Genomic DNA, 20,815 nt, shown 5'->3' on the forward strand with positions numbered 1-20,815 from the left:
CGCCCCCCGGCCCTACTTCGCGCCGCGGGCCAACCCCAGCGCGTACTGCGGCCACCACTCTCCCGCCTTCGGCCCGCCCCGGCACTCGCCGTCCGACTCACCCGGGCGCTTGACCCACAGGTACGCGTCGACGAGCGGGTCGCCCGTGCTGGTGGTCGGGGTCTCGCCGAGCGCGCGGCCCGGTGGATTGCACCAGTTCTCCTTCGGGTCGCCCTCGGTGTACGGGCCGTTGCCGTTGCGGCTGGTGTCGATCACGAAGTGCTTGCCGCCGACCTTCGCCGACAGCCGCTTGCCGAATTCCTTGCTCGCGGCCGTCGGGTAGAAGTTGGAGACATTGACGGAGAAGCCGTCCGCCTTGCCGACCCCGGCCCGCTGGAGCGGGTCGAAGAGCGCGTCCGGCTGCGACCAGCCCGCGTTGCCCGCGTCCAGGTACACCTTCGTGTTCGGCTGCCGCTTCAGCCGCTCGACCGCGCCCTTGAGCAGGTCGAAGCGCTCCTCGTGGAGCTCCTGGGGCGTGCAGCTGTCCACCAGGTGCAGCACCGCGTCCGGTTCCAGGATCACCGTGGCCCGCCGGTCGCCGATGCCCTTGGCGACCTTCTCGATCCACGCCCGGTACGCGTCGCCGTCGGCCGCGCCGCCCTTGGAGAACTGTCCGCAGTCGCGGTGCGGGATGTTGTAGAGCACGAGCAGGGCGTCCCGGTCCGCCTTGGCGGCCGCCTCGGTGAAGCCCTTCGCCTCGGCCTCCGGATTGTCCGCGCCGATCCACTCGGCGACCGGCTGGTCCGCGATCCTCTTGATCAGCTCGGCGTTCTCGTCGTCACCGTCCTTGCGGTAAGCGGCGACCTGCCGGGCGGCGTTCCCGTCGGGATTGACCCAGTACGGATCCTTCTCCTTGGGCTGCTGGCCCACCGCCGGCTTCTCGTCCTTGTCGCCGTCGGAGGAGCAGCCCGCCAACAGCAGCACCGCCCCCGCCGCGGCCGCTCCCACTCGGGCACACCGGCCGAACCAACTGCCGTACATCCACTCCCCCTTGGGTGCGCTTGCCGGAGTCCGCGCCACTGGCATCTCCCGGACAAGACAGGTCGAATCCATCGTGGCACACCCCGGCGAAGGTCCACGAGGTCTGCCGGGCCGGTGTGGACGAGCTGTGACAGGGGCCGGTGGGGCGGCTCGGTGGACGAGGCGTTCCGAACGAGGCGTTCCGGACAATGCGTTCCGGCCATGCGGCAACTGAGGGCGACGGCTTCACGACAAGGCGTCATCCTCCCTCTAGGCCGGACCAGTTCACGGCTCTAGAGTGTGCGCAACGGCCCCGGCTCCTGGCCGGAGCTCAACCGGACCAACCAGGACCTCCCGTGCCGGCGCCGGGCTTCTCCCGCAGCCCGGGCACCCGCGGTAGAGGACCGGCCCGGCCGGCGGCTCCGGGGGGAGCATGTCGTCGGCCGGGCCAGGTTGCCGACCTCCCGGACTGTGGACTTCACCTACTTCTTCACCACCGCGGTCAGATACGCCGAGACCACCACATTGGCGTCGTACGTGCGCGTCGCGCGGTCGAAGGTGCCCCCGCAGGTGATCAGCCGCAGCTCCGCGCGCCCGTCCTTGCGCGGGCCGTAGACCTTCTGCGGATCGAAACGGTCCCGGCCGAAGACCTGCACGTCGTCGATGGTGAATTCGGCGACCGTGCCGTCGGCCCTGGTCACCCGGACCTTCTCACCGGGGCGGGCGGCGCTCAGACCGTAGAAGACGGCGGGCTTTGTCTCTGTGTCGACATGGCCGACCAGGAGTGCCGTGCCCACGGCGCCCGGCTGCGTACCGCTGTCGTACCAGCCGACCGTGTGCGGCGTCGCGTACGGGGGCGGGTCGATCGCGCCCGTGGCGTCCAGGCCCCGCGGGACCACCGGGGCCGTGATGCCTATCGACGGGATGTCCACCTCGTCCGGCCTGGCAGGACCCAGCGGGTCGTGAGCAGGCGGCAGGGGTATCCCGAGCGGGCGGCCGACCGCCGCCACGTCTCCGGTGGTGGGGGCCGAGCTGCCGCCCGAGCCCGAGGCGACCCCACGGCCCCAGAGCCACAGCCCGAGCAGCAGGAGCGCCCAGGCCACCCCGGTGAGCAGCCGGCCGCTGCCGGCCGGGCGTTCGGCGGAGGACATGTCAGTCGGCGTCCGTGCGGCGGCGCCGCGAGGTGCGGAAGGCCACAGCGACCGCCGCGACGCCCGCGAGGACCAGGCCGATCACGGTGTGCGGGGTGCCGGGGCCGGCGTCGTCCGCCGGGTCCTCGCCGCGTGCCGCGGCGAGCGCCGCGGTGCCGCCGCCGCCCGCACGGACCGGGGCGACCGGCGTCGGCTGATGGTCCGGCTGCTGCTTGACGACCTTGATGCGGCCCGCTCCCGCGTGCTCGCGGCCGTCGCATCTGACGCTCACCTCGTACGTCCCGATGGTGACGCCGGTCCTCACAGTCGTCTCGCCGGACATGTGACGGCCGCTGCTGCGCACCGTGAGCTCCGTTTGTGCGACGAAGGCCCGGGACGTGACGGCTCCCGTGGTTCCTTTGCAGCCCTGGACCTGGATCTCCACGTCCCCGCCGGGGGCGACGCCGTCCGGGAAGACGGTGACCTCCACCGAGTCGGCGGCGTACGCGGCCTGCGCGGCGGGGGCCGCCAGTACCAGAACGGCGGCCGCACCTACGGCACGGAGAGCAATCAACCTTGAACGCATCGTGAACCTCCTGATACCGAAAGATTCACTCGCGCGGGACGTTTCCGCATCCGCAGGGACGGTCCGCCGGTCGCCCCACTGGACTGTGTGACCCACCTGACCTGCTCAAATACGGTCGACGAGATCCGCGATCGAGTTGACCACCTTGGACGGCCGGAACGGGTACTTGTCGACGGCTTCGCGGCCTTAGGGCTCGAAACTGTACGTACGGTCTCCTGGCACGCACCAAGCATGTTTGGGCTTGACCTGCGGAAACGCGTGCAGAAAGTCTGAGACCCCCGCAATGTCGATGCGGGGGTCTCGGCGGTTGATGGTGCCGATCAAACGCGCTCGACGAGGTCCGCGATGGAGTCCACGACGTTGGTCGGGCGGAACGGGTAGCGCGATATGTCCGCCTTGCTCGTCAACCCTGTGAGCACAAGGAACGTTTCCATACCAGCCTCAAGCCCGGCCAGGACATCGGTATCCATGCGGTCGCCGATCATGGCTGAGGTCTCCGAGTGGGCACCGATGGCATTCAGGCCGGTCCGCATCATCAGCGGATTCGGCTTGCCGACGAAATACGGCTCCTTGCCTGTGGCCTTGGTGATCAGCGCGGCGACCGAGCCCGTGGCCGGCATCACGCCCTCCGGCGAAGGGCCGGTCTCATCGGGGTTGGTGGCGATGAACCGCGCGCCCGCGTTGATCAACCGAATCGCCTTGGTCAGCGCCTCGAAAGAGTAAGTTCGCGTTTCGCCGAGGATCACAAAATCAGGGTCCGAGTCCGTGAGGACGTACCCGATGTCGTGCAGGGCCGTGGTGAGACCGGCCTCGCCGATGACGTACGCGGTGCCGCCGGGGTGCTGGTTGTCCAGGAACTTGGCGGTGGCCAGGGCGGAGGTCCAGAGGCTCTCGACCGGCACGTCCAGGCCCATGCGGGCCAGCCGGGCGTGCAGGTCGCGCGCGGTGTAGATGGAGTTGTTGGTGAGCACCAGGAAGGGCTTGCCGGTGTCCCGCAGCTTCTTGATGAAAGCGTCGGCGCCCGGGATAGGCACGCCCTCGTGAATGAGGACACCGTCCATGTCGGTGAGCCAGGATTCGATCGGCTTGCGCTCTGCCATGGGGGCGGACTCCTGCCGTACGCGGTGTGCTGGGGACGCCGCGACAGCGATGTGGCGGCGCCCCCAGCCTAGTCACGATGCGATGACCTTGACCCCGTCGATCACCCAGTACCAGTTGTTGGAACCCGTGTAGCGGAAGCGGAAGCTGACGGTGGAGGCCCCGGCCGGGACGCTCACGGTCAGCGACTGCGGCTGGGAGATCACGTCGGTGGTGTAGCTCTTGACGACGGTGGCCGTGCCGCCGTTGAAGGAGGCGAGGACCTCGGCGCTCTGGCTGCCCTCCTGGCGGTAGAAGGTGGTGAAGTCCAGCGTCACCCTGCTCCTGCCGCTGACGCTGTACGCCGGGGTGACCAGCGTGGAGTCGTAGCCGCCCGAGTTGGCCTTGTCGTCCCACTCGTCGGAGTCGGCGACCGCGAAGACGCCGCGGGCGCGGACGTTGAGCTCACGGGACTGGTCGCGCTGGGCGCGGCTCCAGAACTCGTCGGTGGCGAACGCCCAGCCGCGCCACTCGGTCACACCGCCGGTGCCCATCGCGCTGTTGATCACGGACCAGCCGCTGGGCGCGGTGTGGGTGAAGCCGAGGATCCCGGCCGGGATGCCGGTCTCGTCGACCCGGCCGGACAGGGACGGCTGGAGGGCGTCGAAGGGGTCGGTGGAGCGCTGCTGGACCGGCTTTCCGTCCAGGCCCCAGGCGGGGTCGGGGGCGATGCCGAGCTGGTGGAAGACGGTGGCGGCGACATCGACGAGCCTGGTGTCGGCGGGGCGGGCGCCGGCCGCGATGCCGGGGCCCTGGGCGAGGACGAACGTGCGCCGCTCCTCGATGGAGCTGCCGCCGTGGCCGCCGGCGTCGACATGGCCGTGGTCGGTGGCGACGATGACCGTCCAGCGCTCGGAGGCGTACGAGGGACGGGCCTTGACGGCGGCGAGCAGCCGGCCCAGGTAGCCGTCCTGTACGTCGATGGCGTCGAGGTACTTGGGGCTGGCGGCACCGGAGTTGTGGCCGACGATGTCGGTGTTGCCGAAGTAGACGAAGAGCACGTCCGGGTTCTGGTCGCGCAGGATCGCCTCGGTCTCGGTGGCGATGGTGGCGTCGTGCGCCGGGTAGCCCTGGGCGTCGCCGTCGAGGACGAGCTTGGCGTCGGCGCCGGGGGTGACCGTGTCCTGTGCGTCCAGGGGCTTCCAGTCGACGGCCGCGTAGGTCGAGAGCTCGGGGCGCACCTGGGCGAGGCGGGCCAGGAAGCCTGGGTACTTGGCGTAGTTCTTGCCGGCGAAGGAGTTGTCCTTCACGCCGTGCTTGTCGGGCCAGACGCCGGTGGAGATGGTCGACCAGCCGGGGCCGGAGGAGGTGGCTGCCATCGGGTTGGCGTACAGCAGGGAGAGGCCGTATGTCCCGTTCGCCATCAGGGACTTGAGGTGCGGTGCCTTCGCCGCGTCGATTCTGTCGTACCGCAGGCCGTCCATGCCGACGACCAGCACCTTGTCGCTGCTGGTGCCGTTCGGCAGGGTCGGGGCGGCGTGGGCGGGGGCTGCGGCGAGGGTGCCGGTGGCGGCGACCGCGGCGGTCGCGGCGCCGGCGGCGAGTACGGAGCGTCGGGATATGCCGTTGATCGGCATCGGGTTCCTCCGTCAGAGGTGGGTGAAGGTGTCGGTGGAGATGTCGGCGGGATCTCGGTGGGTTCTCGGCGGGCAGAGCAACGCCCCCGATTCCTCGGGGGCGTTGGTCTGTACCCGTTATCCTTCCGCGACAGTCCGCGGAGGGACAGAAGGCGGCGGTGAACTCTCAGCTGCCAGTCGCGGACTTCCACGCGTCGACGTACGACGCGAGGTTCTTGTCGATCTCCTGCCAGTCCGGCTCGAAGATCTCGACGCCCTCGAGCAGCTTGACGAGCTCGATGGCGTTGGCGTCGGTGGCCTTGACGTCGCTGCGCGCGGAGAAGCCGCCGCCGACCGCGCTGACCTGCTTCTGGGCCTTCTCGGTGAGCATGAAGTCGAGCAGCTTCCTGCCGTTCTCGCTGTGCGGGGCCTTGTTGACGAGGCCGGCGGCGTACGGCAGCGCGAAGGTGGTGGGCTTGCCGCCGTCCTTCGCCGGGAACCAGATGCCCAGGTTCGGCATGGACTTGGACTGCGCGAAGTTCATCTGTACGTCGCCGTTGGCGACCAGGATCTCGCCCTTGTCGACCTTGGGCGCGAGCTTGGAGGTGGAGGAGGACGGGCCGACGTTGTTGGCCTGGAGCTTCTTCAGATACGCCATCGCCGGCTCCTTGCCGCCGAAGTCGTGTATCGCCTTGATGACGACGGCGGTGCCGTCGCCCGCGACGCCGGGCGTGGAGTACTGCAGCTTGTCCTTGTACTTCGGGTCCAGGAGCTGCTCCCAGGTGGTGGGCGCGGCCGTCAGCTCCTTCTTGTTGTAGATGAACCCGAAGTAGTTGTTGACGACCGAAGTCCACTTGCCGTCACCGGACTTGTCGGCGCCGTTGACCTTGTCGGCGCCCTGGGGCTCGTACGCCTGGAGCAGCCCCTTGGAGTCGGCCTGCTGGATGAAGGGCGGGAGGGTGACGATGACATCGGCCTGCGTGTTGGACTTCTCGCGGACGGCGCGCTGCACCATCTCGCCCGAGCCGCCCTCCACGTACTTGACCTTGATGCCGGTCTCCTTCTCGAAGTCCTTGAAGATCTGGTCGTACCAGCCGTCGCCGTTCTCGCCCTTGAGGCCGTCGGCGCTGTAGACGGTGACGACCTTCTCGTCGGAGGCGGCGGAGGAGCCGCCGCAGGCGGTGAGGGAGGCGGCGAGGACGAGGCTGCCGGTGACGGCGGCGATCGGCTTGAGGTGGCTGTGCATAACGTCGTGTGCTCCTAGCGGTAAGAGGCTTTGGTGCGGATACGGGAGACGGCGAGCAGGACGAGCAGCGTCGTGGCCATCAGGACGACCGCGACGGCGGAACCGGTGAAGAGCGAGCCGCGGTCGGTGGCGGTGAAGATGAGCACCGGCAGCGGCATCCAGTCCGGCGGATAGAGCATCATCGTGGCGCTCAACTCGCCCATGGACAGGGCGAAGCAGAGCCCGGCGGCCGCGTTGAGCGACGGCAGCAGGAGCGGGAGCCTCACCCGCCACAGGACGTACGAGGGTCGGGCGCCGAGGCTGGCCGCCGCCTGTTCGTACATCGGGTCGAGACGGATGATGGCGGCGGCAACCGACTGGTAGGCGAACGCCGAGACAAGAACGGTGTGCGCGAGGATCACGATCCAGCGGGTGCCGTTGAGGAGCATCGGCGGCTTGGAGAACGCGACGAGGATCGCGAGGCCGACGACGACGGAGGGCACGGCGACGGGCAGCACGAACAGCGCGTCGAGTGCGCGGCGCCCGCGCTTTTTGAGCGTGGCGGCCGCGAGCGCCGCCCAGCTGCCGACGGTGAGCGCGAGCAGGCTGGCTGCGACGGCCGTGAGAAGGCTGGTGGTCAGCGCCTGCAGGGACTCTCCGCGGACGGCGGCGCCGTAGTGCTCGGCGGTCGGTCCGGAGGGGAACGCACCGGACCAGTTCGTCGAGAACGACGCGACGACGATGACGAGGAGCGGCAGCGCGAAGAGCGGCAGGAAGAGGGCGAGGAAGAGCGCCCAGGTGGCCCACTTCCCCTTGCGGCTATGCACCAACACGGCGGCTGACCATTCGGTAGAGGCTGTAAAGACCCACGGAGATCGCGATGTTGACGACGGCGACGACGCAGGCGGCCGGGTAGTCGGACTCGAGGATCGCCTTGCTGTAGACGAGCATCGGCAGGGTGGTGACGCCCTTGGCCCCGGTGAACAGGACGATGCCGAACTCGTTGAGGCACATGACGAGGACGAGACTGCCGCCGGCGGCCAGAGCGGGGAGAGCCTCGGGCAGGATCACCCGCCGGACGATCCGGGCGGGCCCGGCCCCGAGGGAAGAGGCCACTTCGAGCTGCGCGGTGTCCAGCTGCGAGAAGGCGGCGAGCAGGGGGCGCATCACGAAGGGCGTGAAGTAGGTGATCTCCGCCAGGAGTACGCCCCAGGGGGTGGTGAGGAAGTGGAACGGTCCTTCGGCCACGCCGGTGACGTCGGTCCATACGCCGTTGGCCATCCCGACGGTGCCGTAGATGAAGAGCAGCGCGAGGGTGATCAGGAAGGAGGGGAAGGAGAGGAATACGTCGATGAACTTGGCGACCGCCTTGCCGCCGGGGAAGGGGACGAAGGCGATGATCAGCGCGAGGGTGAAGCCGAGTACGAGACAGCCGACGGTGGATCCGACGGCGAGCCAGACGGTGGTGGTGAGGGCGTCCCGGAAGGCGTCGGAGGCGAAGACGTCGGAGTAGGGGGCGAGGGAGGTGCCGCCTTCGTCGGGGGAGAAGGACTGCTGCACGACGAGGGCGAGGGGATAGAGAAAGAGAAGCCCGAGTACGGCGACGGGGGGCAGGGCCCATACGAAGGGCGGCACCCGGCCGGAGGTGGGCGCCGCGGGCGGGGCCGGGCGCAGCCCACCACCGGCCGCGGGCGGCTGCGGTCCGTCAGACACCCGGCACCTCCGCCACAACGCCACCGTCCGCACCGGCCGGCAGCAGCAACGCGTCCTCCACCGCGAAGTGCAGCGTCACCTCGTCGCCCAGCCCCGGGGTCTCGCGCAGTTCGCGGACGTCCGCCTTCACGCGGTGGCCGGCCACGTCCACGTACAGCCGGTGCGTCGAGCCCCGCCACTGGACCTCCGCGACCGTGCCGCGCAGCGCGTTCGGGCCGTCCCCGAGGCCGACCAGGTGGGGGCGTACGCACAGCGTCGCTGTGGCCCCCGGCGCAACCTCCCCGGTGGGAACCTCGAGTTCGGTCCCGGCGAAGGAGACCACCCCCGACCCCACCCCCGACCCCACCGTGACCGGCAGCAGATTCGCGTTGCCGACGAACGACGCCGTGAACTCCGTACGCGGCCGCCGGTACAGCTCCTGCGGGCTCCCGCAGTCCCGCAGCCGCGCCCTGTCCATCACCGCGATCCGGTCCGCCAGCGTCAGCGCCTCCACCTGGTCGTGGGTGACGTACAGGATCGAGACGTCCGGCAACTCCCTGTGCAGCCGGGCCAGTTCGGCGAGCATTCCGGACCTGAGCTGTGCGTCCAGCGCGGACAGCGGCTCGTCGAGCAGGAGCACCCCCGGCCGGATCGCCAGCGCCCGCGCAATCGCGACGCGCTGCTGCTGGCCGCCGGACAGCTCCCGCGGATAGCGCCCCGCGTACGCCGCCATGCCCGTCATCTCGAGCGCCTCGGCCACCCGGCCGGGTATCTCGCGCCTCGGCGCCTTCTGCGCCTTCAGCCCGAAGGCCACGTTCTCCGACACCCGCATGTGCGGGAAGAGCGCGTACTGCTGGACGACCATCCCGATGCCCCGCCGGTGCGGCGGCAGCCCGGTGACGTCCCGGTCGCCGATGAGGACCCGCCCCGCGACCGGCTGCACGAAGCCCGCGACCGCCCGGAGCGCGGTCGTCTTCCCCGAACCGGACGGCCCCAGCAGCGCCATGACCTCGCCCGGCTCGACGGTCAGGTCGAGCGAGTCGAGCACGACGTTCTTGCCGTACGCGACCGACACCCTGTCGAAGCGGATGCCGCTCGTCATCGGTCCGCCCCCGCGAGCAGGCCCGGCAACTCGGCGACCGAGCCCAGCACATGCGTCGCGCCGTGCGTTTCGAGCTGCCGCTTGTCGTGCGCGCCGGTGAGCACACCGGCGACGATGCCCGCGCCGGAGCGTACGCCGCTGAGCATGTCGTACGAGGTGTCCCCGGCGACCGCGATCTGCTGGACGCCGTCCACCGCGCCGGTCCGCAGGAACGCGGCCAGCACCATGTCGGGATACGGCCGGCCCCGGCCACCCGCGTCCGCCGGGCAGAGCGTGAGTTCCACCAGGTCCTGCCAGCCGAGCGCGGCGAGGATCGCGTCCTGCGTGGTACGGGCGAAGCCGGTGGTCAGGACGACGGTGCGGCCCTGGGCGCGCAGCTCCTCAACGGCCTCCCGCGCGCCGGGAATCGGCGCGATGCGGCCGCCGTCGACCAGCTCCCCGTACGCCTCCTCGAACGCGGTGTTCGCGGCCTGCGCCTTCGCCTCCGCGCCGAAGAGGTGCCGGAAGACGGAGATCTTGGACTCGCCCATGGTGGCGCGGACGTAGTCGAGCATGCCGGGCACCGCGTCCGGCTCGGCGCCCACGCGCTGCGCGGCCGCGGCGAAGGCCTGCTCGACGAGGCCCCCGTCGGCGACGGTCGTGCCTGCCATGTCCAGTACGACAAGGTTCGTTCGGGTCGTCACTGTGTTCACCAGCCCAGTTCGTTCGCGGTCGTTTCGGCGATGGCGGGCGAGCAGGTCATGCCGCGCCCCCCGGGCCCGGTCACCAGCCACACCCCGTCCCGTACCTGCTGCCGGTGCACCACGCGGGAGGTGTCGGTGCACTGCGCGTACACCCCGGCCCAGCGGCGGCGGATTCTCGGCAGCGGCCGGCCGAGGAAGGACTCGGCGACGGCCGCGACGTGCTCGTACGGGTCCTCGACGGTGTCGAAGGCGAAGGGGTGCTCGTACTCGTGGGTGTCGCCGATGGTCAGCCCGCCGTCGCCGCGCTGCACCATCAGCAGCTGCATCTTGTGCGCGGCGGCGGTCGGCGCCTGGGCCTGTTCCGCGTTGAGCGCGTCCAGGGCCTCGCTCGCGTACGCCGGGTAGTAGCGGAAGCTGTCCGCGTCGGCGACGGAGGTGGTGAGCGGCTCGCCGAGCGGGTCGGTCTGCATCATCTGGAGGCGGACGCGGCGCACGGGAAGGCCGGGGGCGAGCTCGCGGACGAGACCGGAGAGCGTGGCGCCCGGGCAGAGGACGACGGCGTCGCCGGTGTGTATGTCGCCGTGGTCGTCGCGGACGGATCCCGCACCGAGCACCTCGCGGACCTCGCGCCCGCCGAGGTAGGCGTACCGGCCGGAGGCCAACAGGGCTTGTTTGAGGGCGAGTTGGGCGGGGCGCGGTTCGACGGCGGCGTCCCGTTCGCACCAGAGCGCGGCGGTGAAGGTGCCGCGCAGGGCGGGGTTGATCCGGCGCGCCTCGGCGGCTGTGACGAGCTTGTAGCCGCGGGCCGCCGCGTCCGGCCTGGCCACGGCCGCCTCGGCGACGGCCAGTTCCAGGTCGTTCCGTACGGGAGTGAGCGAGCCGATCGCCCGGAATCCGAGCCCGGGCACGCGCTCCCCGATGGACTCCCACAGCTCGCGGGCGCGCAGTGCGGTGTCGAGCTCCTCGCCGCCCGCCCGGCCGCTGACCCATATCTGGCCGAAGTTGCGCAGACTCGCGCCGCGCGCCTCGCTCTCTCGCTCGATCTGTACGACCTCGTGGCCGCGTTCCACTGCGTGCCAGGCGTGCATGGTTCCCACCACGCCGGCTCCTACGACGATGACTCTCACGACGGCAACGCTCCTGGGGACTGGTGACCCGGATGAATCCGGACAGCAACGGGACGGTGAACGGGCACCCAAGCTTGGACTAGACCCGTTACCTTCTCGTTATCTGAGCGATCCGTCCAGAGCGCGCTGCGAAGTCGCCATGCGGAGTCCGGGGCTCAGCCCCCGTTGCCCAGATGCGTGGTGAAGCTGAAGCGGTCGCCGCGATAGAGCGTGCGCACCCGCTCCAGCGGCCTGCCCGCCGTGTCCCGCGAGACGCGGTGGATCAGCAGCATGGGCAGCGCCGGCGGGGCGCCGATCAGCAGCGCCTCGCGCGGCGTCGCGAGCACCGTCTCGATCCGCTCGTCCGCATCGCCGAAGGAGATCCCGAGCCGCTCACGGAGATAGCCGTAGAAGGACGAGTCGGGGTCGAAGTCGCTGTCCAGGCGCGGCACTCGGGCGACGGAGACGTACGTACTCTCCAGGCCGACCCGCTCGTCGTCGGCGAGCAGCACCCGCTCCATGTGCCACACGGGCTCACCGCGCGCCGCCCCGATCTCGGCGGCCAGCGCGTCGGAGCAGGGGAACCGGTCGAGACTGATCAGGTTTCGGCCGGGCCTGCGCCCCTGGCGGCGTACGCCCTCGGTGTAGCTGGCGAGCGAGAGCGGCTGCTCCAGCTTGGGCCCGGCGACGACGGTGCCCCGCCCCTGGCGGCGGAGCCGGCCTTCGAGCAGCAGCTCACGCAGCGCCTGGCGCACCGTCTCGCGCGAGACCTCGTACCGTTCGGCGAGATCGCGCTCGGTCGGCAGCAGTCCTCCTTCGCCCAACTCCTCGATCAGGAGGGAGATATGGGCCTTGACGGCGTAGTACTTCGGGATGCGTCCGTGCTCCGGAATGCCGGAGCGGACAGGGGCGCCGGGCGCCTGGTCGTTCGGGTAGTCCACCGGGGGATGCTCCCAGACGGATGTGAACGATCAGCGTCGCCAGGCGCGCAGCCGCCGGGCGGTCAGCACCAGGGCCCCGCCGCCGAGCAGTACGACGCCGAGGGCCGCCCCGAGACGGAGCAGGGACCCGGTGCCTGTGGTGGCGAGTTCGTCGAGGGTGACACCGGCCCCGGAACCGTCGTCGTCGAGGACGGCGAAGCGGTAGTCGCCGGACTCCCCGACCCAGTCGCCGTCGTCGCCCTGCCGCTGCACGATCGCGGCGTTGACCGTGACCTGGTTGGGCGGGGTGTCCGGGGCGAGCGCGAGCCGGACCTTGACGGTGACCGACTTCTTGGCCGGGACGACGAGGCCGGGGATGCCGTCGTCGAGTACGCCGGCGACCTCGTCCTCGGAGGTCGTCTCCAGGTCGGCGGGCCGCCACACTGCCGCCTCGTCGTCGTAGAACTCCAGGGTGATCCGGTCAGCGGTGAGACCGCGGTCGCGGCCGGTGAAGATGATCACCGGGTGGATGTTGTGGCAGGTCTCGCCGGTGGTGTTGGCGAGGTCGACGGACCACTGCTGGAAGCCGCCGCCGGGGTGGTGCACGGTGGGGCCGCCGTGCAGGCGAGTGTCGATGGGGAAGTCCGGGTCGGAGGCCTTGCCGCAGGTGGGCGCGCGGTCACCGGGCTGCCCGGGACCGGGACGGCGTACGGGGCCGGGGCCGAGTCCGCGGTCGGGTCCAGGGGCGGTGACGGACGCGGCCACCCCCGGCCGGGCGGGCGCGGCGCCGGTTTCCGCCACGGTCCCTGCGGCGGCTTCGGCCGCGAGCCGGGCGGCGGGCCTCGTGAGGGAGTCGGCGGCGGCGCGGGCGGTCGCGGCGGCGGCCGTCGCCGCCGGACCCGTGAGCACGGCAGGGGCGATCGTGGCTGCGGCGACACCGACGGCGAGGGCGGCGAGGGCATTGCGCAGTCGCATGGGAGGCCTTTGCTGCTCGGCTGCTCACGAACCGTCGGGGGATCACCCGGTCGTGCACCCAGACCCTGCCACGCCCGCGTGGGAGCGCACGCCCACCACGTCCGCATACGGCCGAACAGCCGCCAACTCCGCCCTATCAGCCTATTGTCGGTGCGGCGGGTGACGCCTCGGCCCGCCCGAACAGGGGCGCGAGCACCAGCTGCGCAGCGCCTCCCGCGACGATGTGCGCGCCGCCTTCGGCGAGGGCCACGGGGACGCCGACGAGCTCACCGACTCCCCGTACGAAGGGCCCGGCCTCCGCGGCGATGACACGGCCGCCGAGCAGGACGCGGTCGATGTCGAGCAGCGCGACGAGGTTCGCGGCGGCGGTACCAAGGACGCGGGAGGCCCGGTCGAGGTCGCCGCGGCGGACAGCGGCGAGGCAGAGCACCTCGATACAGCCGCGCTTCCCGCAGCTGCACACGGGCCCGTCCAGCTGGATGACCTGATGCCCGAACTCCCCCGCTCCGGTGCGCGCCCCGCGATAGAGGGCCCCGCCGAGGACGAGCCCGGCGCCGAGCCCCGTACTGACATGGAGATACGCGAAGGAGTCCCCGGGCCCGCGCAGGGCGAGCCCGAGGGCGGCGGCGTTGGTGTCCTTGTCGACCACCACGGGCAGCCCGAGCCGCGCGGCGAGCGCGTCCCGGAGGGGAAACCCCTCCCACTGCGGGAACCCGGTGACGCGCTGGGGCATGCCGGTGAGGTGATCGAGGGGCCCGGGCATGGCCACGCCGACACCGAGGACGCGTGCTGACTCCAGCAGCGCCTCCACCTCGCGCGCCACCGTCTCCACCACCGCCAGCGCCCCCACCCCCAGGTGCAGCGGAACCGTATGCGCGCCCACGACGGCACCCGCCAGATCCAGCAGCACCGTCGTCAGCTCGTCCCGGTCCAGGTGCACGCCCACCGCGTGGCCCGCCGACGGGATCAGCCGCAGCACCGTGCCCGGTCTGCCGCCCGTGGACGCGCGGCGGCCGGCCTCCTCCGCCAGGCCCTCCTCGCGCAGCCGGGCCGTGATCTTGCTGACCGCCTGCGGGGTGAGCCCGGTGCGCTCGGCGAGCTCCATGCGGCTGATGCCGCCCTCCCCCGCCGTACGCAGCAGATCCAGCACCAGCGCGGCGTTGCGGCCGCGCAGCGCCGGCAGGTTCGCACCCGACGCTCCGGCGACGCCCGTGGCTTCCGTAGCTCCGGTAGCTCCCATACTTCCCCTCACGCTCCTGTTCACAGACCCCATTGTCCACCGCGCTTGCACTTTGGCAACACCGTTGCTTAAGTGGAGTCATGACTGGCACCGCCACCCGCACCCCCCTCCGCGTCGGACTCGTCGGCTACGGCCTGGCGGGCTCCGTCTTCCACGCCCCGCTGATCGTGGCGACCGAGGGCCTCGCCCTCGACACGATCGTCACGTCGAACCCGGAGCGGCAGAAGCAGGCCCTCGCCGAATTCCCCGGCGTACGCTTCGCGGACTCGCCCGACGAGCTGTGGGAGCGGGCCGACGAGCTCGATCTGGTCGTGATCGCCTCGCCGAACAAGACCCATGTCCCGATCGCCACCGCCGCGCTCAGGGCCGGACTCGCGGTCGTCGTCGACAAGCCCATCGCCGGTACCGCCGCCGAGGCGCGTGAGCTCGCCGCCCTCGCCGAGGAGCGCGGCCTGCCGCTCTCCGTCTTCCAGAACCGCCGCTGGGACAACGACTTCCTGACCCTCCAGAAGCTGATCGCGGACGGTGAGCTCGGTGACGTACAGCGCTTCGAGTCCCGCTTCGAGCGGTGGCGCCCGCAGCTCAAGGGCGGCTGGCGCGAGTCGGGCGACCCGCAGGAGATCGGCGGTCTGCTGTACGACCTGGGCAGCCATGTCGTCGACCAGGCGCTGACCCTCTTCGGCCCGGTCGTACGGGTGTACGCCGAGGCCGATGTCCGCCGGCCGGGCGCCGAGACCGACGACGACACGTTCATCGCGCTCACGCATGCGAACGGCGTCCGCTCGCACCTGTACGCGAGCGCCACCACCGCGCAGCTCGGCCCGCGCTTCCGGGTGCTCGGCTCGACGGCCGGTTACGTGAAGCACGGCCTGGACCCGCAGGAGGCGGACCTGCGCGACGGCAAGCGCCCGTCCGGGTCCGGGGACGAGCGCTGGGGCAAGGAGCCCGAGTCGCTGTGGGGCCGCGTCGGCGCGGGAGAGTCCCCGCTGACCGGCGGCGGCCGCCCGGTCGAGACACTGCCGGGCGACTACCCGGCGTACTACGCGGCGATCGCGACGGCCGTGCGCGAGGGTACGGCCCCGCCCGTCACCGCCCACGAGGCGGCGGCCGCCCTGGACGTCCTGGAGGCCGCGCGCCGCTCCGCCCGCGAGGGCGTCACCGTGGAGGTCTCCAAGTGACCACGCCCGCACCCGCACCGCTCACCGTCGACGAGCTGGTCGCCCAGGAGCGCCGGCTGACCCTGCGCCGGTTCACATACGAGGACGCGTGGCTGCTCGGCAGCCTGCTGGTCGAGCTGGCCCGCGAGCACCGTTCGCCGGTCGCGATCGACATCCGGCGCGGCGGCCAGCAGCTGTTCCACTGCGCGCTGCCGGGGTCGAGCGCCGACAACGACGCGTGGATCGACCGCAAGCGCCGCGTCGTCGAGCGCTACGGCGAGAGCTCGTTCCTGGTCGGCACGCGGCACCGCGAGAAGGGCAGGACGTTCGAGGAGTCCTCGCGCCTGGACCCGGACACGTACGCGGCCCACGGCGGCTCGTTCCCGATCAACGTCGAGGGTGCGGGCGTGATCGGCTCGGTCACGGTCTCGGGCCTGCCCCAGGCGGAGGACCACGCGATGGTGGTCGAGGCCCTGGACCGCTTCATCGCGGCGTGAGCCCTTTTGGCCCGTCCGGCGATTGAGGACACGGCCGGAGGCCGTACGGGGTCTGGGGCGCGCCCCAGTTTCGGGAAGGGGCGGGCAGGGGAACAGGCCCCGCGCAGCGGCACCCGCACCGCACCCGCACCGCACCCGCACCCCCAACACCCCCGCCACCAGGCGGGCTACGCGTCCTTGAGCTCCTGGCGCTGCCTCCCCAGCCCCTCGATCTCCAGCTCCACCACATCCCCCGCCCGCAGGAACGGCTTCGGCTCCGGCTGCCCCAGCGCCACACCCGCCGGCGTACCCGTGTTGATCACATCGCCCGGGTACAGCGTCATGAACCGGCTGACGTACCGCACGACCTCCGCCACCGGGAAGATCTGGTCCGCCGTGGTGCCGTTCTGCTTGAGCTCGCCGTTGACCCACAGCTTGAGCGAGAGCGCCTGCGGGTCCGGCACCTCGTCCGCCGTCACCAGCCACGGGCCCAGCGGGTTGAACGTCTCGCAGTTCTTGCCCTTGTCCCACGTGCCGCCGCGCTCGATCTGGAACTCGCGCTCCGAGACGTCGTGCGAGACCGCGTACCCCGCGACGTACGACAGCGGGTCCTCGTCGTCCTCGACATAGCGGGCCGTACGCCCGATCACGATCGCGAGCTCGACCTCCCAGTCGGTCTTCCGGCTGCGGCGCGGTACGAGCACGGTGTCGTACGGGCCGACGACCGTGTCGGCCGCCTTGAAGAAGACGACCGGCTCGGCCGGGGTCTCCGCGCCCGTCTCGGCCGCGTGGTCGTGGTAGTTCAGCCCGATGCACACGACCTTGCCGATACGGGCGAGCGGCGGCCCGACCCGTACGCCTGCGGCGTCCAGTACGGGCAGCTCGCCGGCGTCCGCCGCGGCCCGTATCAGGGCGAGGGCGGACGCGTCGGCGAGCAGCTCCCCGTCGATGTCCGTGACAAGGCCGGACAGGTCACGCAGGGTCGTCCCGTCCTGGTCCAGCAGGGCCGGACGCTCGGCGCCCGGAGTGCCGACACGCAGCAGCTTCATGGTGTATTTCCCCTGTCGAGTACGAGCCCGGTCGATGGGTAGCGGCCATCGGAAGGATCGGAGGATTGGCCGATCCTCCAAGACATCGGACCACCCCGCAAGACCCCGTTCACAACCTGGACTCTTACGCGGCAGTAGCAAGCGCGCCCGCCGTCGGCATGTCCCGGTAGAGGAAGGCACGCTCGACGGCCGTCCAGGTGGTGCTGGTGACGATGTAGAGCGCGGCGGCCAGCGGCACCCACGCCACGGTGAGCAGCGTGGCGAAGGAGAGCAGCGGCATGACCTTGGTCATCGCGGCCATCGCGCCCATGCCCGGCGCCTGATCCGGCAGCGGCGCGGCCGCCATCTGCAGCTTCGTACGCCGGTAGTTGAAGGTCGCCACCGCGGCGACGATCGCGAAGAGCGCGATGTACACGAGCCCCGCACCGCCGAAGACCCCGCCGTGCGCGAGCGCGTCGCTCCAGCGGTCGCCGAGCGGCGCGGCGAAGAGCGTGTGGCTGAGCAGCTCGTTCGGCTCGCCGCCGATCCGCCCGCTGGAGAACAGGTGGTACATCAGGAAGAACGCCGGCAGCTGCAGCAGGCTCGGCAGGCACCCCGAGAGCGGCGAGACCTTCTCCTTCGCGTGCAGCTCCATGAGCGCCTTCTGCATACGGTCCGGGTTCTTGCCGTGCTTCTTCCGCAGCTCGGCGATCTGCGGCGAGAGCCTGGCCTTGGCCTTCTGACCACGGGCGGCCGCCCGGGAGAGCGGATGGACGGCGAGCCGTACGAGCGCGGTGAAGAGGATGATCGCGGCGGCAGTCGCGGAAGCGTGGAACAGCGGCTGGAGCAGGTCGGCGAGGTGTGCGACCAGGCTGGCGAAAACGGACATGGGTGAGCCCTCCGAGGGTCTCGTCGTGCCGGGATGAGGACATGACGGCATGACGACCCGCGAGGGGGTTCAACGAAAGGGTGCCCCTACGCGGCCGTCAGGAGGGCACGGCCGGGGGCTCGGGGCCGGGTCCGGCCCTTCGCGTCGGGATCGCGCTGCGGCAGGAACGCGGTGCGCTGCTCGCGGTCGCGGATGGCGGTGCGGACCCGGGTGCGCGGCACGGCGGGGGCGCAGCGCGCGCTGATGACGGCGCAGGCGACGAGCGCGGAACCGGCGGCAGCGGTGGCGGTCGCGGCGAGCGCGACGGCGGCGGAGAGGCTGCCGCCGTCGATCAGCAGGACTTCGACGAGGAGGAGGATCAGCAGCGCGGCGGGCCGGAGCAGCCGCGTCGGACGATGCCCGTTCATGCTCCCCCTCCCTCACGCACGTGTCCCACACACACGCCGAATTCGAACCTGTAGACCCTTAGCCGTTATACACGATCGGCGTCCACGCACCATCGGCCTCGGGGCGGACCCTCAGCGCGGCCGCATGGACTTCAGCTTCCCCCACACGACAAGCCGGTACGTGGAGCTGTACTCGGGGGTGCAGGTGGTGAGGGTGAGGTAGTACCCGGGCTCGCTGTACCCGGCGGAGGGTTTCACGGTGCTGCGCGGCACGTTCGCGATGACTCCGGTGTCCCGGGGCGCGGTCTGCGCCAGCCCCTTGTCCACGACGTACAGGTAGACCGCCTCCCGCGTCTCGACCCGTACCTCGTCCCCGCTCCTGAGCCGGTTGATGTACCGGAAGGGCTCGCCGTGGGTATTGCGGTGCCCGGCGACGGCGAAGTTCCCGGCCTGGCCGGGCTGGGCGGTCTGCGGATAGTGCCCGATATACCCCTTGTCGAGGACTCCCCTCTTCCCGATCCCCTGGGCGACGGGGGCGACGACGCCGAGCCGGGGGATGCGGAGGATGGCGTACGCCTGGTCCCAGCGGGGGGCGGTGGCGCGGCCGGGGCGTTCGGCCTCCCCACGGTCCGGCGTCTCGCCGGTCCCGCCCGTCTCGCCCTGCACGGCCTCGTCCGGTTCCTGTGGCGGCGGCGCAAGGGAGGGCGCCTGACCCTGTGGGCCCCGCCCCCAGTCCCGCTCCAGGGCCTGCACCTGACGCCCCGCGCCTTCGCGGGCCTGCCGGTTGGTCCACCAGAGCTGATGGACGACGAGGAGGAGTACGACGACGCCGAGGGTGACGGTGACCTCGGCACCGGTCCACAGCCCACGGGCGAGCGACACCCGCCGCCGCGCGGCGCGCCCCTGCGCCACGACCCGTATCCGCTCCTGCCGCCGGTCCCGCTGCCGCTCCCGCACGGCGGCACGATAGGGGCTCCCACATCAACTCACCAGACCCATGACCTCCTACGATGGCGCCCCATGAGTCCCTTCTGGCTGCTGACCCTCGTACCGTTCCTCGCAGGCGTGACGATCTGCGCCGTACAAGGCACGAACTACATCCTGGCGGAGCTCGTACGCAGCACCGGCCGCAGCGCCCTGGGCACGGTGACGAGCCACATAGCCACGCGTGAGGCGTCGTACTCCACGGCGCATCCGGTCGTGCGCTGGACGACCGACGAGGGCACGGAGGTCGAGCACCCGCTGATCGACAACTCCGGCGCCCCGCACCGGCTTCCCGAGGGCTCGCAGGTCCGCGTCCTCTACACCCCGGGCAACCCGCAGCACGCCCAGCTCGACTCCCCGGCCGCCCGCTCGAACGCGCTCTTCGCGCTGGCTCTGGGCACGGCACTCTGGCTGGGATCGCTCACGGCGGTACTCGTGAGAATCGGCTCATCCCTCTGAACCCCCGTACAGCAGTACGGTGTCCACCATGCGCCCCGACACGCCTGCCGATCACACCACCGAAGCCGAGCGCCTGCTGCGTACCGCCGCGCAGTACCCCGAGGACCATGAGCCACTGCTCCTCCAGGCCGCGGCCCACCTGGAGCTGGCGGGCGACCGCGAGCGTGCCTCCACCCTCTACGACCGCCTGCTCGCGGCCGACCCCGAGCACCCCTTTCTGATCAAGGCTCTCCAGGCGGCCAACCTCTGGGAGTACGGCCACGAGGCGGAGGCCCGCGCCCTGATCGCCGGCATCCGCGCATCGGCCCCGGCCGACGCCGCACCCTGGGAGATCATCGCGGAGACGCTGGAGTCGCACGACGAGCTCGAGGCGTCCCACGACTCGTTCACGACGGCGGTCACCCTGCTCCTCCCCGCTGGAGAGGACGAGGTCCCGTACGCCACCCAGTCCCTCCTCACGGGCCGCCACCGCGTACGCCGCCTGCTGGGCCTGCCGCACGACGAGTGGGACGGACTGGCCGACACGGTCCACACGGCCCACACGGCGGACATCTCCCTGGACGAACTCCACGACCCGAAGCGCCTGTGGGCCCTCGGCTCGGAAAACCCGGCCGAACTCCAGGCGGAAATCGCCCTCCTGCGATCCGAACTGGGCTCGTACCGCTCGGCGCTCTCCCGCCCGTTCCCGGTGGCGGTCCTCCACTGGCCGAAGCCCGAGCTGAACGAACTGCTCGCGGCGTACCCCGAGTTGGAATCCGAATACCCCACGCACAGGGCACACCTGACGGACATCGAGGCCTCGCTACGGGACCTGTCGTCGACGGGCACGGAGAACCTGGGCATCGTGACGGCAACGGTCCCGTCGTACGAGGCTTTCGCGGCCTCGGAACAGTCGGCCCCCTCGAACGCGGACCTGCTGCCGCAGTACGCGACGGTCCTGGCGGCAAGGGGCCGGGCGGCGGCATGGCCACCGGCGAAGGGGGCGGGGTGCTGGTGCGGGTCGGGGGCGGCGTACCGGGACTGCCACGGTACGGAGCAGATCTGACGCTGCTGTCAGTGACACCTGATATCTCTAGGAGGGTCTG

The 20,815-nt window shown here is 71.2% G+C and carries 22 protein-coding genes; 4 read left to right on the forward strand and 18 right to left on the reverse strand.

Annotation, left to right across the window (positions count from 1 at the left end; all coding sequences use genetic code 11):
- Nucleotides 1-12: 12 nt before the first annotated feature.
- The 14 genes from SLUN_RS14605 to SLUN_RS14670 form a co-directional block, all read right to left on the reverse strand.
- Nucleotides 13-1,020, reverse strand: a complete 1,008-nt coding sequence (locus SLUN_RS14605; RefSeq protein ID WP_108148907.1) for a glycoside hydrolase family 6 protein — start codon at nucleotides 1,018-1,020, stop codon at nucleotides 13-15.
- A 461-nt stretch (nucleotides 1,021-1,481) separates the two neighbouring features.
- Nucleotides 1,482-2,150 carry a class F sortase gene (locus SLUN_RS14610; RefSeq protein WP_108148908.1) on the reverse strand — a complete coding sequence of 223 codons (669 nt, stop codon included), beginning with the start codon at nucleotides 2,148-2,150 and terminating at the stop codon, nucleotides 1,482-1,484.
- A gap of 1 nt (nucleotide 2,151) precedes the next feature.
- Entirely contained in the window at nucleotides 2,152-2,715 is a 564-nt protein-coding gene (locus SLUN_RS14615; protein WP_108148909.1) for a hypothetical protein, read from the reverse strand.
- 320 nt (nucleotides 2,716-3,035) lie between these two features.
- Nucleotides 3,036-3,815 carry an HAD-IIA family hydrolase gene (locus SLUN_RS14620; RefSeq protein ID WP_108148910.1) on the reverse strand — a complete coding sequence of 260 codons (780 nt, stop codon included), beginning with the start codon at nucleotides 3,813-3,815 and terminating at the stop codon, nucleotides 3,036-3,038.
- Nucleotides 3,816-3,887: 72 nt separating this feature from the next.
- Complete coding sequence (locus SLUN_RS14625; protein ID WP_108148911.1) at nucleotides 3,888-5,429, reverse strand: alkaline phosphatase family protein; 1,542 nt, start codon at nucleotides 5,427-5,429, stop codon at nucleotides 3,888-3,890.
- Nucleotides 5,430-5,595: 166 nt separating this feature from the next.
- On the reverse strand, nucleotides 5,596-6,654 hold the full coding sequence (locus tag SLUN_RS14630; protein WP_108148912.1) for a 2-aminoethylphosphonate ABC transporter substrate-binding protein: 1,059 nt from the start codon (nucleotides 6,652-6,654) through the stop codon (nucleotides 5,596-5,598).
- A 14-nt stretch (nucleotides 6,655-6,668) separates the two neighbouring features.
- On the reverse strand, nucleotides 6,669-7,466 hold the full coding sequence (locus SLUN_RS14635; protein WP_108148913.1) for an ABC transporter permease: 798 nt from the start codon (nucleotides 7,464-7,466) through the stop codon (nucleotides 6,669-6,671).
- A complete protein-coding gene (locus SLUN_RS14640; protein WP_108154743.1) occupies nucleotides 7,453-8,307 on the reverse strand; it encodes a 2-aminoethylphosphonate ABC transporter permease subunit in 855 nt (284 codons plus the stop codon). Before SLUN_RS14640 ends, SLUN_RS14635 begins: the two co-directional genes overlap by 14 nt.
- A 31-nt stretch (nucleotides 8,308-8,338) precedes the next feature.
- Complete coding sequence (locus SLUN_RS14645; protein ID WP_108148914.1) at nucleotides 8,339-9,427, reverse strand: ABC transporter ATP-binding protein; 1,089 nt, start codon at nucleotides 9,425-9,427, stop codon at nucleotides 8,339-8,341.
- Nucleotides 9,424-10,122, reverse strand: a complete 699-nt coding sequence (locus tag SLUN_RS14650; RefSeq protein WP_257153918.1) for a phosphonatase-like hydrolase — start codon at nucleotides 10,120-10,122, stop codon at nucleotides 9,424-9,426. Before SLUN_RS14650 ends, SLUN_RS14645 begins: the two co-directional genes overlap by 4 nt.
- Nucleotides 10,116-11,237: a TIGR03364 family FAD-dependent oxidoreductase gene (locus SLUN_RS14655; protein WP_108148915.1), complete on the reverse strand. Its 1,122-nt coding sequence runs from the start codon at nucleotides 11,235-11,237 to the stop codon at nucleotides 10,116-10,118. The genes SLUN_RS14650 and SLUN_RS14655 overlap by 7 nt, the downstream gene beginning before the upstream one ends.
- A 155-nt stretch (nucleotides 11,238-11,392) precedes the next feature.
- Nucleotides 11,393-12,157 carry a GntR family transcriptional regulator gene (locus SLUN_RS14660; RefSeq protein ID WP_108148916.1) on the reverse strand — a complete coding sequence of 255 codons (765 nt, stop codon included), beginning with the start codon at nucleotides 12,155-12,157 and terminating at the stop codon, nucleotides 11,393-11,395.
- A 30-nt stretch (nucleotides 12,158-12,187) separates the two neighbouring features.
- Nucleotides 12,188-13,111, reverse strand: coding sequence for a hypothetical protein (locus SLUN_RS41135; protein ID WP_257153726.1), 924 nt, complete (start codon nucleotides 13,109-13,111; stop codon nucleotides 12,188-12,190).
- 136 nt (nucleotides 13,112-13,247) lie between these two features.
- Nucleotides 13,248-14,351: an ROK family transcriptional regulator gene (locus tag SLUN_RS14670; RefSeq protein ID WP_254710355.1), complete on the reverse strand. Its 1,104-nt coding sequence runs from the start codon at nucleotides 14,349-14,351 to the stop codon at nucleotides 13,248-13,250.
- A gap of 80 nt (nucleotides 14,352-14,431) precedes the next feature.
- Here SLUN_RS14670 and SLUN_RS14675 point away from each other — a divergent pair, with 80 nt between their 5' ends.
- Both SLUN_RS14675 and SLUN_RS14680 read left to right on the forward strand, forming a co-directional pair.
- Nucleotides 14,432-15,529: a Gfo/Idh/MocA family oxidoreductase gene (locus tag SLUN_RS14675; RefSeq protein ID WP_108148918.1), complete on the forward strand. Its 1,098-nt coding sequence runs from the start codon at nucleotides 14,432-14,434 to the stop codon at nucleotides 15,527-15,529.
- Nucleotides 15,526-16,005, forward strand: a complete 480-nt coding sequence (locus SLUN_RS14680; RefSeq protein ID WP_108148919.1) for a heme-degrading domain-containing protein — start codon at nucleotides 15,526-15,528, stop codon at nucleotides 16,003-16,005. Before SLUN_RS14675 ends, SLUN_RS14680 begins: the two co-directional genes overlap by 4 nt.
- A gap of 167 nt (nucleotides 16,006-16,172) precedes the next feature.
- Here the strand turns inward: SLUN_RS14680 and SLUN_RS14685 are convergent, their stop codons facing one another.
- The 4 genes from SLUN_RS14685 to SLUN_RS14700 all read right to left on the reverse strand — a co-directional run bounded on the left by SLUN_RS14685 (nucleotide 16,173) and on the right by SLUN_RS14700 (nucleotide 19,244).
- Nucleotides 16,173-17,033, reverse strand: coding sequence for a fumarylacetoacetate hydrolase family protein (locus tag SLUN_RS14685; protein WP_108148920.1), 861 nt, complete (start codon nucleotides 17,031-17,033; stop codon nucleotides 16,173-16,175).
- A gap of 124 nt (nucleotides 17,034-17,157) precedes the next feature.
- Entirely contained in the window at nucleotides 17,158-17,901 is a 744-nt protein-coding gene (locus tag SLUN_RS14690; protein ID WP_108148921.1) for a YidC/Oxa1 family membrane protein insertase, read from the reverse strand.
- Between the two features lie 86 nt (nucleotides 17,902-17,987).
- Nucleotides 17,988-18,308 (reverse strand): DUF6412 domain-containing protein, encoded by a 321-nt coding sequence (locus SLUN_RS14695; RefSeq protein ID WP_108148922.1) that lies wholly within the window; start codon nucleotides 18,306-18,308, stop codon nucleotides 17,988-17,990.
- A 111-nt stretch (nucleotides 18,309-18,419) separates the two neighbouring features.
- Entirely contained in the window at nucleotides 18,420-19,244 is an 825-nt protein-coding gene (locus tag SLUN_RS14700; protein WP_371413829.1) for a class E sortase, read from the reverse strand.
- A 63-nt stretch (nucleotides 19,245-19,307) separates the two neighbouring features.
- Here SLUN_RS14700 and SLUN_RS14705 point away from each other — a divergent pair, with 63 nt between their 5' ends.
- Both SLUN_RS14705 and SLUN_RS14710 read left to right on the forward strand, forming a co-directional pair.
- Entirely contained in the window at nucleotides 19,308-19,730 is a 423-nt protein-coding gene (locus tag SLUN_RS14705; RefSeq protein WP_108148923.1) for a DUF3592 domain-containing protein, read from the forward strand.
- Between the two features lie 28 nt (nucleotides 19,731-19,758).
- Nucleotides 19,759-20,775: an SEC-C domain-containing protein gene (locus SLUN_RS14710; RefSeq protein ID WP_108148924.1), complete on the forward strand. Its 1,017-nt coding sequence runs from the start codon at nucleotides 19,759-19,761 to the stop codon at nucleotides 20,773-20,775.
- Nucleotides 20,776-20,815: the final 40 nt, after the last annotated feature.

This window comes from Streptomyces lunaelactis, assembly GCF_003054555.1.
Classification (GTDB): domain Bacteria; phylum Actinomycetota; class Actinomycetes; order Streptomycetales; family Streptomycetaceae; genus Streptomyces; species Streptomyces lunaelactis.